12 protein-coding genes and 1 pseudogene are annotated in these 11,332 nt (G+C 66.8%); 8 read left to right on the top strand and 5 right to left on the bottom strand.

Translation table 11 applies throughout. The features are described 5' to 3' along the window. Window positions 1-94 precede the first annotated feature (94 nt). Both EFK10_RS02555 and EFK10_RS02550 read right to left on the bottom strand, forming a co-directional pair. Window positions 95-598 (bottom strand): SRPBCC family protein, encoded by a 504-nt coding sequence (locus EFK10_RS02555; RefSeq protein ID WP_206305278.1) that lies wholly within the window; start codon window positions 596-598, stop codon window positions 95-97. A gap of 164 nt (window positions 599-762) precedes the next feature. Continuing rightward, on the bottom strand, window positions 763-1,908 hold the full coding sequence (locus tag EFK10_RS02550) for an ISAs1 family transposase (RefSeq protein WP_240676937.1): 1,146 nt from the start codon (window positions 1,906-1,908) through the stop codon (window positions 763-765). A gap of 231 nt (window positions 1,909-2,139) precedes the next feature. Between EFK10_RS02550 and EFK10_RS02545 the strand changes: the two genes are divergently transcribed. Beyond that, on the top strand, window positions 2,140-2,670 hold the full coding sequence (locus EFK10_RS02545; RefSeq protein WP_206305277.1) for a GNAT family N-acetyltransferase: 531 nt from the start codon (window positions 2,140-2,142) through the stop codon (window positions 2,668-2,670). 80 nt (window positions 2,671-2,750) lie between these two features. Here EFK10_RS02545 and EFK10_RS02540 read toward each other — a convergent pair whose 3' ends face one another. Next, complete coding sequence (locus tag EFK10_RS02540; RefSeq protein ID WP_127354142.1) at window positions 2,751-3,551, bottom strand: alpha/beta fold hydrolase; 801 nt, start codon at window positions 3,549-3,551, stop codon at window positions 2,751-2,753. A gap of 61 nt (window positions 3,552-3,612) precedes the next feature. On the opposite strand from EFK10_RS02540, the gene EFK10_RS02535 reads away from it, so the two are divergent. Beyond that, window positions 3,613-4,029, top strand: a complete 417-nt coding sequence (locus tag EFK10_RS02535) for a MarR family winged helix-turn-helix transcriptional regulator (protein ID WP_127354141.1) — start codon at window positions 3,613-3,615, stop codon at window positions 4,027-4,029. Between the two features lie 360 nt (window positions 4,030-4,389). Here the strand turns inward: EFK10_RS02535 and EFK10_RS02530 are convergent. Next, window positions 4,390-4,572 (bottom strand): annotated as a pseudogene (locus EFK10_RS02530) (ISAzo13-like element transposase-related protein); the annotation flags it as partial. Here EFK10_RS02530 and EFK10_RS02525 point away from each other — a divergent pair. From EFK10_RS02525 to EFK10_RS02505, 5 genes are all read left to right on the top strand, one after another. Beyond that, window positions 4,514-5,464: a serine/threonine-protein kinase gene (locus EFK10_RS02525; protein WP_127354140.1), complete on the top strand. Its 951-nt coding sequence runs from the start codon at window positions 4,514-4,516 to the stop codon at window positions 5,462-5,464. The pseudogene EFK10_RS02530 and the gene EFK10_RS02525 sit on opposite strands and share 59 nt — an antisense overlap. 242 nt (window positions 5,465-5,706) lie before the next feature. Then, window positions 5,707-6,039, top strand: a complete 333-nt coding sequence (locus tag EFK10_RS02520) for a metalloregulator ArsR/SmtB family transcription factor (protein ID WP_127354139.1) — start codon at window positions 5,707-5,709, stop codon at window positions 6,037-6,039. Next, window positions 6,036-6,812, top strand: a complete 777-nt coding sequence (locus tag EFK10_RS02515; RefSeq protein ID WP_164835790.1) for a DUF2071 domain-containing protein — start codon at window positions 6,036-6,038, stop codon at window positions 6,810-6,812. The genes EFK10_RS02520 and EFK10_RS02515 overlap by 4 nt, the downstream gene beginning before the upstream one ends. Window positions 6,813-7,229: 417 nt before the next feature. After that, the gene (locus EFK10_RS02510; protein WP_164835789.1) at window positions 7,230-7,706 is read left to right on the top strand and encodes a hypothetical protein; all 477 of its coding nucleotides are present in this window, start codon (window positions 7,230-7,232) and stop codon (window positions 7,704-7,706) included. Beyond that, the gene (locus tag EFK10_RS02505; RefSeq protein WP_127354137.1) at window positions 7,651-8,229 is read left to right on the top strand and encodes a pentapeptide repeat-containing protein; all 579 of its coding nucleotides are present in this window, start codon (window positions 7,651-7,653) and stop codon (window positions 8,227-8,229) included. The genes EFK10_RS02510 and EFK10_RS02505 overlap by 56 nt, the downstream gene beginning before the upstream one ends. 87 nt (window positions 8,230-8,316) lie before the next feature. Here EFK10_RS02505 and EFK10_RS02500 read toward each other — a convergent pair whose 3' ends face one another. Continuing rightward, window positions 8,317-9,873: an ATP-binding SpoIIE family protein phosphatase gene (locus tag EFK10_RS02500; RefSeq protein ID WP_164835788.1), complete on the bottom strand. Its 1,557-nt coding sequence runs from the start codon at window positions 9,871-9,873 to the stop codon at window positions 8,317-8,319. Between the two features lie 772 nt (window positions 9,874-10,645). Here EFK10_RS02500 and EFK10_RS02490 point away from each other — a divergent pair. Continuing rightward, a complete protein-coding gene (locus tag EFK10_RS02490; RefSeq protein WP_127354134.1) occupies window positions 10,646-11,266 on the top strand; it encodes a ferritin-like domain-containing protein in 621 nt (206 codons plus the stop codon). Window positions 11,267-11,332 lie beyond the last annotated feature (66 nt).

Below are 11,332 nucleotides of genomic sequence, written 5' to 3'. Positions count from 1 at the left end.
TCCTGAAGTCACTCGCCGACTACCTCTCCAAGATCACCCCGTCCGGACCAAAAAAATAGCAAGAACTTAGACTCGCTATTTACGACGCAGAACACTAGCCCCCGGGCGTCCAGGCCCGGGACGTCGGTGCGGCAAGCTCGGCCAGGTGGTGCAGCGAGTTGGTGAGATGCTCAGGGCCGAACGGTGGGAACTGGATGCCGCGATCCCGGATGAACTGCGGCACCGCCGACCAGTCGTAGGTGAGCGTGACCTCAGTCTCGGACGGACCGAGCGGCGCAAGGTCGTAACGCCAGATCCAGCCGCCGAACTCCAGGTGACCGTCGCCCTTCTCCTGCCCCGTCAGCCAGCCAATGGCGCGCGGCGGGTCGAGCACCTGGACCTTGTTGACCACCTGGTAGTCACCGCTTGGATGGTTGGCGTGATACATGTCCATCCGGAAAATCTGCCCCACCTCGGTCAGCGGCACCCGGTCGACAGATTCCTGAACCCAGCCGGTGCCATCGATCGCAGAATGGATCGTCGGGTCCGCCAACACCGCGAACACCCTCGCGGCGGGCACGGCGACAGTCAGGGTGGCGCTTACGTTCTCCTGGTCCACGGTGTGCACGCTCCTTGTCATCTCATCTCGGGCCTCCCGCAGACGCGGAAAGGGGACGTTCCCAACATGCAGACGACGCGGCGAGGCGGAACTCATCGGTCGTGTGGGCGGAACCCGCACCCGCAGGGCTGATTCAAAGCCCGGTGATCATGTTGGTGTGCTGGTCAGGGGATGTTGAGGAGGTCGAGTGGGCGGGTGAAGGGCTCGTAGGAGACGTGCCGCAGGCCGGCGGCGATGCTGTGGTGGCCGTGCTGGAGCAGGGTGTTGATCGCGAGGTTGCGCAGGGTGGCCGTGGTCTCGGGGCCGTGGCCGGTGCGGACCTTTGAGGCGTCCTCGCGGAAGGCGGTGTCGCGAACGAAGTGGAGCCTGTTCTCGATCGCCCACTCCGATCGTGCGAGATCTCCGATGCGTTGCGGGGATGCCTGCTGGTGGGTCAGGTCGGTCAGGGCGTAGACGGTCTGGCGGGTCAGTTTTCCGGTCTTGCGGTCGGTGCGGTAGCCGGTGATCTTCGCGGCTTGGGCGGCGTGGGGAAAGTCCAGGCCGAGTTCGGTGACGGTCAGGGTGCGCACGACACGGGTCTCTCGTCGGCCGTGTCCGGTGCCGCGCTGGTAGTGCCGGGCGGTGACCTGTGTCCACGGCAGCGCCCGCAACTGTTCGAACAGCAGCGGCTGATTGGCCTTGATCACCAGCAGGTAGTGCGCCTGCTTCTGTTCGACCAGAAAGCGGGCGTGTGCTCGCTGGGTGTGGAGTGCGTCGGCGGTCACGGTCACTCCGGCCAGGTCGAAGGGGGCCAGCAGCGTTGCGAAGCAGGTGATCTCGTTGGTGCGGTCCGGTACCCGTAACTGGGCGACGGTCTGACCTTCGCTGGTCATCGCCGCCAGTAGGTGCGCGGCAGGGACTTCGTCGTGGCGTGAGCCCCTGGCGGACTTGCCGTCCACCGCGAGCGAGTCGGCTCCGGCCGGGTCGCTGCCAGTCAGGTCGGCCAGGCCACCGGGGCAGACCAGGGCGATGATCCTGCGGATCGTTGCGGTGCTGGGGGCGATCCGCTCCGCGAACGCGCCGACCGTGCGTGCCCCGAGGCGGGCCAGGGCGTGCTGGGGCGCGGAGGCGGCCCACTGTCCGATCGCCGCGTACGAGCGGGCCCCGGCGATCACGGCCGAGGCCGCGACCAGGAGCACACTGAGCAGGGGATGGCGCTTGCCCCGGCGGTGGCGCGGATCGGGCAACGCAACGAGTCGCTCCATCAGCGTTTCGGCCGAACGCTCCGTCGGGGACTTGATCAGGCACACGGTGGCAGACTGACGGCACATCGGGGCTCCGGACTGGGCAGGCGACTTGGCAAGGTCACCTCGTTCAACCTGAGCTCCGATACGTTCGGTACGGGTTGGCACCGCCCCTTCACCACGCCATGAGCTTGACACCTACAAGATCACCGGGGCGCGGCCTGCCGGGCGGCGGCGGTGTGCTCGGAGTGCCGGGCGCGCACGACGACCCCCGGCGGGGGCGCTGACCAGATCCGGCGGTGTCGATAGCCTGCGACCATGACTCTGTTCCGCGAGGCCGGGCCCGGCGACTTCGAAAACGTTCTACGCCTCTACCGGCAACTACATCCGGAGGAGCCGGTTCTATACGACGGGTCTGACGCAGCGGCTTTCGCGCAGATTCTGGGTTCGGCCGGCCTGCACCTGTTCGTGCTTGAAGTCGATGGGGTCGTCGTCGCCACGACGTACCTGAACGTGATCCCGAACCTTACTCGGTCCGCGTCGCCGTACGCGGTGATTGAGAACGTCGTCGTTGAGGAGACTCTGCGGGGCACAGGTCTGGGCAAGCAGATCATGGCTGGCACGCTCCGAGCCGCATGGGACGCGGGCTGCTACAAAGCGATGCTGATGACGGGCTCGCGCAAGCCTGCTACACACGCGTTCTACAGAGCGTGCGGTTTCTCGCCCGACGCCAAGACGGCGTACCTCGTTCAGCAGCACGCCCACCAGACGATGGCGCCGACCGCGCCGGTGACGCGGGTCCGGCAGCCTACGCAGCCGCTCCAGCAGGCCGATACGAACATCTTGTAGACGCACGGGCGGCTTGATGGCGGTCAGTTGCGATTCCCCGCTGGCGGCCAGTTGGTGGCGAGTCAACTGGCCGCCGGTGGTCACTGAGCGTTGATGGAACGGGTGGTCGTCTGGCGGAGGTGGGCGTCGATCAGGGCGAAGGTGGCTTCTGGCTGTTCGATCTGCGGAAGATGGCCCGCTTGGGGGATGACCTCGAATCGGCCGTGGCCGAAGGCGCTGGCATATGCCGCGCCGTAGGCGGGGGTGACGATGCGATCGCTCTCTCCCCAGAGCACGAGGGTGGGAGGCTGGACGCGACCCAGCCGGCGCAGCAGCTTGGGGTCGTGCATGTAGGGGTCGCCGGTGAGGGCCCGCATGGTGGCCATGTTGGCTTGGCGGAGTGCGAGTTGGTCGGCGGGGCTGCTGGCGGGGTCGAGATAGAAGCGGTCCGGGTCGTGCCAGGAGTGCTCTGCGACGCCGCGGGCGTCGAGGGTGAAGAAGTCGGTGATCGGTTCCGTCTCGACGTGCACGCCGACGGCGTTGATCAGGATGAGGCCGGTGATGATCCCCATCGTGTCGCGTACAGCCATCTCGGCGGCTGTCCATCCGCCGAGCGAGGAACCGACGACGAGGACGTCGTGCAGTCGGCGGTCCTGCAGGTAGTGCAGATACGCGAGGGCGAGGTCGTCGATGCCGGTGAACCATTCGGGGCGGTGGGTGCCGTCCCATCCAGGGTGCACGGGCGTGAGGGTGCGCGCGGTCCGGGAGAGGTGTTCGGCGAGGCCGGCGACGGTGGCGCGGCCCCCGCCGCCGTGCAGGAGCAGGACCGGCCTGCCCATTCCGGCCTCGGACAGAGTGAGGGACAGGTCGGGGTACACGGCTGCTGTGGTGTCTGTGGGCATGCCTTCAGAGTAACTAAAGATGTTTATATAAACTAGCTTGGTTATGCCGTAGACTCGGTCCATGCGCGGTGACCTGCAAGAACTTGGAAGAGCGGTCAAGCAAGCCCAGTACCGACAGCACCGGGCGCTCGACACCGCACTGGCGGCCGTCGGCACGACGCTGGCCCAGTGGGACGCCCTGCGCGCGATCGGCCGCTCACCAGGGGCGTCAGCCCGCACACTGGCCGCGGCGACGTTCCAGAGCGAGCAGGCCTTCGGAGCGCTGGTGGGCCGCCTGACGGCCCAGGGCCTGGTCGAGCGCCGCCCCGGACATGGCCGACGCATCGAACACCACCTCACGCCCGTCGGCGAGCAGGTCTTGGCAGCCGGACACAGGGTCGCTGACGAGGTGCTCGCCGCGTGCTTCTCCACGCTGTCCGACGCAGACCGCGCGACCCTGCTCGACCTGCTCCAACGCCTCACCGCAGAAGAAGCATAATCCGGACCGCTGGGCACAGCTCATACTGGTGCGCCCGTCCCCGGCTGACGCGTCGGCTGATCGCCTCGGTGCAGACCGGAGGCAGACAACCGGCGGGCCCCTCGGCCGACCCGCATGCTCGTCACTGAATGTGACATCCGAGGTGGCCGTGCGCGGGGATTCCAAGTGGCCGCTGACATCGGCTTCACGAGGCAGCCGGTGGCAGGCCGGCGACACATCGAAACTCCGGTTATGGCAGGCAACTTGGCAAGGTCGCCTCGTTCAACCGGAGCTTCGTTGGGTTCGTGACGGGCTGGCACCGCCCCTTCACCACGGATTGAGCTGGACACCTACAAGATCACCGGGACTTTGAAACGCCCCTGGGTGCTGCTTGCCCTCCAACGTTTTGGTATTGGCCTGCAGGCTGAAGCCCTGCCCCTTCAACAGCCGGCCCACCGTCGACGCCGAAACCGGATGCCCCTGCCGGGTCAGCTCCACAGCCAGGTTGCGCAGCGACTTGGTCGTCCACCGCAGCGGTGACATCGGATCCCCGCGCTCATCCGGCGAGCGCCTGCGCGCCGACGGGCCGCTCCCCGCCCCGCAAGTGGCCGAGGTGGCCGTCGCGCTGCTGACGGCGCTGAAGGCCGCCCACGCGGCCGGCGTCGTGCATCGCGACCTCAAGCCCGCCAACGTGATGCTGGCCGCAGACGATCACGTTCTACTCACCGACTTCGGCATCGCCATGCACGAGACCGATACCAGAGGTCTCACCGGGACCGGAACGGTCATCGGCTCGGTCGAGTACATGGCCCCGGAGCGCCTCAAGGGCGTCAAGGATCATGGTTCGGGGGATCTCTTCTCGCTGGGAGTAACCCTGTACGAGACGGTGGAGGGGGTGTCCCCCTTCCGGCGGGACACCCTGACCGCCACCCCAGCCGCAGTGGCGGTGTACGACCCACCGCCACCGAAGCGGGCGGATCCAGCGCTAGCCCGGTTGATCACCGCTCTGCTCGCCAAGGAGCCTGAGGACCGCCCGACCGTCGACAGCGCCCTGGCTATGCTCCGCACCGCCGCTGCAGGCCCCCCACCAAGGCGGCGCGCTCCCAAGAGTCAACTGCCGGTCGGCACGCCCCCGGAGCCGCTCCCCGTGCAGCCTGGCCAGCGGGCAGGGGAAGGGCGTATCTGGCGGCTGATTGCCACACTCCTGTGCACCGTGATCGCTGTCGTACTCGCCGTCGTGGACCACTACCACGGGGTCGAAACTGGAAGGATCGTAAACGAACCGGGTCTACTCCTCCTGTACATCTTCGCCACGGCCACCTGCGCCAGCCTGGCGGCGACACTCTTCTTTTGGAGAGGGCAGTCAACCTACGGAATCAGCCCCAGAGTCAGAGTCGGCCTCCTCACCCTGGCCCTCCTGCTCCTTCTCGGGCAGAGAGCCGGCGGTTTGTGGTGAGCGAGTGATGCCCTCCCCACCTCTCGGATCCCTGCTGGCGTTCTCCTAGCTTGACCTGCGGCCAACTGTGACGCTCAAAGTGGCCAACTGGCCTGCTCAGTCACAGCATCTGTGACTGGGCGCTCCGGTTGGCGCATGCGCGCGAGAGTTGGCCAGTCCGAGCGCGGTAGCCGGCGGGCATCTGCCGATGAAGACCGCTGGGTCCGTTGTTAGATGCTTAGCCAACATGGTAAACATCAAGCATGACAGGGGCTCAGGACGAGGCGGGGGCCTTCCGCGCTCTCGCTGATGCGACGAGGCGCCAGATCCTCGAAGACCTCAGAGGCGGCGAGCTTGCGGCCGGTGAGATCGCACGCAGATTCGCCATCAGTGCGCCGTCCATCTCACGACATCTCGGCGTGCTCAAGAGCGCCGGCCTGGTCACCGAGCGCCGGGACGGCAATCGTATCCTCTACAGGCTGGCCGAGGAACGCCTGGCGACCTGCATCGGCCGGTTCCTCAGTGCCGTCTGCCCCGAGCAGATCGTGCTCCGCCACACCAAATGGCGTCCCGAGGCGCAGAGCGAGGGGTCATGAAGCAACCACGGCTGTCCAGCGTGATCGAACGACGGCTTCTGGTGAACTACCGGCTCGCTCCGGACGCCGCGGCACACCTGCTCCCCGAGCCGCTGCGCCCGCAACTGGTGCACGGCTACGCGGTCGCCGGCATCTGCCTGCTGCGGCTGGGAAATGTCCGGCCTGCCTGGGCGCCCAAGGCGTTCGGGTTGCGGAGCGAGAACGCGGCGCATCGGATCGCCGTCGAATGGGACGGTCCGGACGGCGTCGAGACAGGCGTCTACATCCCACGTCGAGACACCGCCTCGCGGCTCAACGCCTGGGCGGGCGGCCGCATCTTCCCCGGCGAGCACGGCCGCGCCGATTTCGAGGTGCACGAGACGCCCGACCGGGTGCGTGTCGCCTACGCGACGTGGGACGGCGCCACCCAGGTGGATGTCACCGTCGAGCTGTCCGACGAACTGCGAGGCAGCGAGCTCTTCGCCGATCTAGCAGCGGCTTCCCGTTTCTTCCGAGGCGGGGCAAGGGGCTTCTCGGCCACCCGTTCCGGCCGACACCTTGACGGCATGGAACTGCACACCGACGCATGGCACGTGGAAGCCGGCCGGGTTCGCTCCGCCGCGTCATCCTTCTTCGACGCCCCAGACCGCTTTCCGTTGGGAAGCGCGACCCTGGACTGCGCCCTGGTCATGCGGAACGTCCCAGCCAATTGGCGGCCACTCCAACTGCTCGATGGCGTGCGGGCGGCGGTCATAGGACCCGGTGCTGTGAGGCATCAAGCGACCTTCGGGTAACTGAGCCCGGAGGGAGGACACCGCTGGTCCCGGGGTAGAGGGGGCGCCCACCCCAGCCGTGTCTTACCGGTGCGGAACGTGGAAACCCCGTCGAGGTCCAAGCCAAGGCTTGGTAGGCCGACCGCAAGGAGAGCTGAAGTCCTCGGCGGGAGAAGGATGATCCAAGAAGCGAAGGCCGGCAGCTGAAAGGCCAGAGGAAACCGGGAGATCGGGACCTTCACCCGCCCCCTGATAACTCTGCGGGTGCCGATAAATCATCCGCGCAGGTGGCAGGCTTGATCGCTGATCTTGAGTCGTGCCCGTCGCATGGCCGGCTATCTGCAATGCACAGGGCAGGGACGGCATGATGATCTGTCATGCTGCTGCACCTGGCCTACAGTCTTAGGACTGCTGTGGCTCATGCTGGGGGCGCCTCGGGTGCAGGTGTCCGGACCACTCAAGCCCGGTGACACATACGACGCCATCAAGATCGCATTGGCTGTTGTTGCAGGAGTCGGCGGCGTCGTGGCACTCGTGGTCGCCTATCGGCGCCAGCATCTGAGTGAAGCGACCGACGCCCGCGAGTATGACAAGGCGCTGATCGAACGGTTCGGCGCCGCGGCCGAACAACTCGGAGCGGACCAGCCGGCTGTACGCATGGCTGGCGCCTACACGATGGCACGGCTTGCCGATGAGTGGCCGCAGGAACGACAGATTTGCATCGACGTGCTGTGCGGCCATCTGAGAATGCCGCATGCTCCCGATCCGCCCACTGGTGATCAGGCGCTTGCGTCGTGGCAGCGCGAGCGGGAAGTGCGCGTGACTGTTCTAGGGCTCATCGCCGCCCACTTGCGCGACGGTGCGCCCGAGTCCTGGCAAGGGCTACGACCCCGACTTCACCGGCGCTGTCCTTGATGAGGCCGACTTCCGTCGCGCCCGCTTCACTGGCGGCGACATCATTTTCGTCAAGACGCTCTTCGTCAGCCACGGCTCGGACCAGATCGTCTTCGATGAGGCCGACTTCGCAGAAGGAAGCTGCGTCTATTTCCGGCTCGCCGAATTCCGCAGCGGTTCCCTCCGCTTCAACCGTGCCACCTTCAGTGGCGGCTGGGTTGCCTTCGACGGTGCCCGCTTCACTGGCGCCCAAGTGAACTTCCGAGACGCTGCCTTTACGGCGGGCGAAGTCCCTTTCGAAGGCGCTGAGTTCTCCGACGGCTCCGTCGACTTCACCGGCGCGACCTTCACCGGCAGCACGGTGAACTTCGGTGAGCACCACCTCCCATCCGTCTACACCACGGTGCCGCCCGCCCTCTTCAGCGGCGGCACCGTCGACTTCTCCCAAGTAGCCGACTTCACTCACCCCCCGCAGTTCGGCCTGCAGGTGATGCCCCCCGGACTGCGGCTTCCCCCAGGCATCAACATCTCCGACCTGCGTTGATAAGGGCAGACTGTGGGAGATTTGTGCCGTTCAAGCCTCAGCCGCACCCGCCCTGCCCACGGCCCGGTGAGAGCGGCCGTAGGGGTCTCAGCTCTGTGTGGTTGCCGCAGTGGGCATCTCTGCCCAGATTGTCTTGCCTCTGGGTGTGGGGCGGGTGCCCCAGCGGTCGGCGAGTTGGGCGATGATAAACAGGCCGCGGCCACCTTCGTCGGTGGCGCGGGCATGGCGCAGGTGCGGGCTGGTGGCGCTGGTATCAGTGACTTCAGCGGTCAGGGTGCGGTCCAGGATCAGGCGCAGGCTCAAGGGTGGTGCGCCGTAGCGGACAGCGTTGGTGACGAGTTCACTGACGATGACCTCGGCGGCGAAGACGGTTTCCTCGGGCACATGGTGCTTGGTGAGCCAGCTCCGGGCCTGGGCACGGGCCCATGCCGGTGCCCGTTGGTCGGCCTCGATGCTCCAGACGGTGGTGCGGTCGGTGGGAAGCGTGTTTGCGAGGGCCAGAACGAGGATGGCGTCGCCCTTCGTGGGTTGGCCGAGGCGGCTGGCGTAGACGATCTTGTCGCACAATTCCTGCATCGATGCTCCACGGTGGGAGAGGAGCTGCCGAAGGCGCTCCGTGCCCACGGCGTCGAGCAGCGCGGGGGTGGCGAGAGCGAGGACCGTGCCCTCGCTGATGTCGAGCGTGGTCGCGGCGAAGGGTGCGATGTCTGTGCTGCCCAACAGCGGCCCATTGGGAAGCTCAACCGTGGTGACGGTTCCGTCAGGGCAGGCTAGGTACAGGCCGGGCAGTCCGGAACGCCCTGCGATGCAGGTGCAGGAGACAGGGTCATAGAGGGCGTAGGAGTAGGCAGCTGTGAGCGATTCGCCGTGCGCGCAGTCCCCGGCTGGCTGGGCATGACGTTCCTCAGCCAGCTGCAGGACGGTGTCGTTGAGGCGGGCAAGCAGGTCGTCGGCTTCCAGGTCGAGGGCGGCAAGCGTGTGGATGGCGGTGCGCAGCTGTCCCATGGCGGTGGCGGCCAAATATCCGTCCCTGTCCTGCACCCCGGCAGATGCAGCGCGGCGCAGCGGCACGCGGGCGGCCGACGTGGCCTGAGCGGGTTCGTCGCCCCAGACGATCGCCTCCACAACGTCCACGACCGCCAGGTCTGCAAAGGCGGGTACCACGACCTCAGCAAGATCCCGGCAGGTGGAGTCCACGTCCAGGGTGCGCCCTACCTTTTCTCGACCGCGGGAGAGGATGACGGCGCGACGCCGGCCTTCCTCGTATTCGGTGACGTCCGCGACGACCGCGGCCAGGCCCAGTACAGCGTCGTGGGGATCCTGAAGTCGGAAGGCAGATACATGAAAAGCGCGATCGGGTTGGAGCCCGGGTTTCAGAGAGCCGCGTACCAGCCGTCTGACCAACGGAACGCCGCTGTCCAGCACCCGCAGGAAGGCTGCTTCGTGATCCGCATTCGACCGCCTCGGTGTCGCCCGGGACCAGGTCAGGGGCGTCCCACGTCGCCAGATCAGGCTTGTCGGCCCGGTTCCACCGGTCGCGATGCTTGGAACACAAGCCGTTCTTGGCGCCGCGCCCGTAGCGGCAGCACGGCGGCAGATAACCGCATCCATCACGCGAGTTGGGGGACATTCGGCGTGCTTCACACACATGAAGGACACACCAGCGTGGGCTCAAGATAACGCCCGTTGACTTCTTCCCCGCGTCGAAGCCTCTGGTGGCGGCCGACACGGACGCGGCGGCCTTGACCGTGCGTGACGACGCGCTCCGTCGGTTCCGGATCCCGGCCCGTCGCCTGGCGGACGTGGTCGTGCAGCCTGTCGTGCAGTTCGCCGATCAGGCCCTTGCCGCGCCAGCGCCGACGCGTAGACGCGGTCCCAGGTGGGGAAGTCCGCGGGCATGGCCCACCAGGTGATGCCGCCGGCGACCAGGTAGCGGACCGCGTCGATAATCTGCCGGTGGCAGTAGCCCTCCAGTTGCCCGCCCTGCCCTCCCTTCGCGATAACTTCGATGAAGGGGAAAGCGCGTTGGCCTGGATGTTGATGACGCCGCTGGACCGCCCGAGGGGCCTGGACCTCCCTCCCCGCCAGCAGCTCCGGCGCCGCCGGCCCCGCTGGCGCCGGAGCAGTCGTCGTCCCAGAAGTTGCAGTTGGCGGTGTGCCCATATACCGCAAGCTCCCGCCGTCCGGGCCTGCAAACTGGTCTCCATGTCCTCGACGCGCCACCCCGGCCTCACTGACGTAACGTGGAAAGTACCTGCTCGGCTCGTCGTGCTTTCGAGGCAGACGATCCATTCCGTCCCCTTCGGCTGCGGCTGGCTGTGCCTGTGAACGGTGCACCATTGCGCACCGGCTCCCGCGCCTCGTCACGGGCACGCTAGGTCGCACCGGCCTCGACGCGGACGGAAGGGGACTCTCCATGACCACACTTCCCGGATACCGAAGCAACAGGATCGTCGCGTTGTTGGACGAACCTGCCGAACTCCGCGGCGCCGACTGGCTTAAGGACGCGTTGCAGCAGGCCGTCATGCTGGAACTCGCCACGCTGCCGCCGTATTTGTGCGCGATGTGGTCCATTGAGGACCAGGACGGGGACGTATTCTCGGCGATACGGAAGATCGTCTTCGACGAGATGTCCCATCTGGGTCTTGCCGGGAATCTGCTCACCACCATCGGAGGCGCTCCACGTCTCGCCGACGTGAGAACGGTGCCGACGTATCCGGGGCCGCTGCCCGGCGGGGTCCGGCCCGGACTGATCCTCTCCCTGAGCGGGCTGACGAAGGAGTCCGTGGACCTTTTTTCCCGGATCGAGGAGCCCGACGCCCCGGTCGCGAAGGCCAGGACACACACCTCCATCGGTGCGTTCTACACGGCGATCCTCGACGTATTCCGCGACCACATGGATCTGATCAGCGGTACCCGGCAGCTCACCCGCGACATGGCGCACCACGGCGCGGGCAACAGCATCGTGGCGATCACCTCGTTCGCTGACGTCGACATGGCCATCGACCTCATGTGTTCAGCTGCGGCCGTGACTTGACGCTCGGACAGAAGAAGGGTGCCTCCCACCTGCGATGATCTGGACTGTCTAGATCAAAACCGTCGC

Source organism: Streptomyces soli (assembly GCF_003999195.1).
Taxonomy (GTDB): domain Bacteria; phylum Actinomycetota; class Actinomycetes; order Streptomycetales; family Streptomycetaceae; genus Actinacidiphila; species Actinacidiphila soli.
This window is presented reverse-complemented; position numbering and strand designations above follow the sequence as displayed.

Coding starts and splice junctions, on each gene's coding strand:
- EFK10_RS02550 (WP_240676937.1), bottom strand. CDS start 1,908: ATGTGCCGTCAGTCTGCCACCGTGTGCCTGATCAAGTCCCCGACGGAG.
- EFK10_RS02545 (WP_206305277.1), top strand. CDS start 2,140: ATGACTCTGTTCCGCGAGGCCGGGCCCGGCGACTTCGAAAACGTTCTA.
- EFK10_RS02540 (WP_127354142.1), bottom strand. CDS start 3,551: ATGCCCACAGACACCACAGCAGCCGTGTACCCCGACCTGTCCCTCACT.
- EFK10_RS02535 (WP_127354141.1), top strand. CDS start 3,613: ATGCGCGGTGACCTGCAAGAACTTGGAAGAGCGGTCAAGCAAGCCCAG.
- EFK10_RS02520 (WP_127354139.1), top strand. CDS start 5,707: ATGACAGGGGCTCAGGACGAGGCGGGGGCCTTCCGCGCTCTCGCTGAT.
- EFK10_RS02515 (WP_164835790.1), top strand. CDS start 6,036: ATGAAGCAACCACGGCTGTCCAGCGTGATCGAACGACGGCTTCTGGTG.
- EFK10_RS02490 (WP_127354134.1), top strand. CDS start 10,646: ATGACCACACTTCCCGGATACCGAAGCAACAGGATCGTCGCGTTGTTG.